Origin of the sequence: Sphingomonas sp. 22176 (assembly GCF_052045505.1) — a bacterium.
Lineage (GTDB): Bacteria > Pseudomonadota > Alphaproteobacteria > Sphingomonadales > Sphingomonadaceae > Sphingomonas.
Window position 1 is genome coordinate 1 of sequence record NZ_JBQEPL010000019.1, and the last position, 514, is coordinate 514.

Below are 514 nucleotides of genomic sequence, written 5' to 3' on the forward strand. Positions count from 1 at the left end.
CCGGTAGCTCAGGTGGTTAGAGCGCACGCCTGATAAGCGTGAGGTCGTAAGTTCAACTCTTACTCGGCCCACCATTCGCTTGTAGCGTGCGATCGCTGACTCTTTCGGGGCCTTAGCTCAGCTGGGAGAGCGGTTGCTTTGCAAGCATCAGGTCATCGGTTCGATCCCGATAGGCTCCACCAGTTCGCAGCGGACGAGACGAATTAGCCATGCTAATTCGCACGCTCCGCAAGAACGGCCAGCGCTGCGAAGCGCGCCACAAGGCGCAGCTTTGCTGCGACTGACGGCGCGACGGGCGCGAGACGCTAGCCATTATATCCAGAGATGAAGACACGAGATCCGCTGCTACGGCAGCGGTCCTGCGAGCCCCATGGGCTCGCGAGCTTTTTGACATTGTGAATGGGTTTTTCAAATCGATGCCGTGACGGCGTTGATTTCAGTCGTGAGACTGGATCGACAGCTGTCCAATTAAAGGCTGAGATTTTCATCCACACCGATATGCCGCGCACGCTGC

1 tRNA gene is annotated in these 514 nt (G+C 57.4%); it reads left to right on the forward strand.

Annotated features, from left to right (window positions below):
• Window positions 1–106: 106 nt before the first annotated feature.
• A tRNA-Ala gene (locus ACTJKY_RS21755) sits at window positions 107–182 on the forward strand.
• Window positions 183–514: the final 332 nt, after the last annotated feature.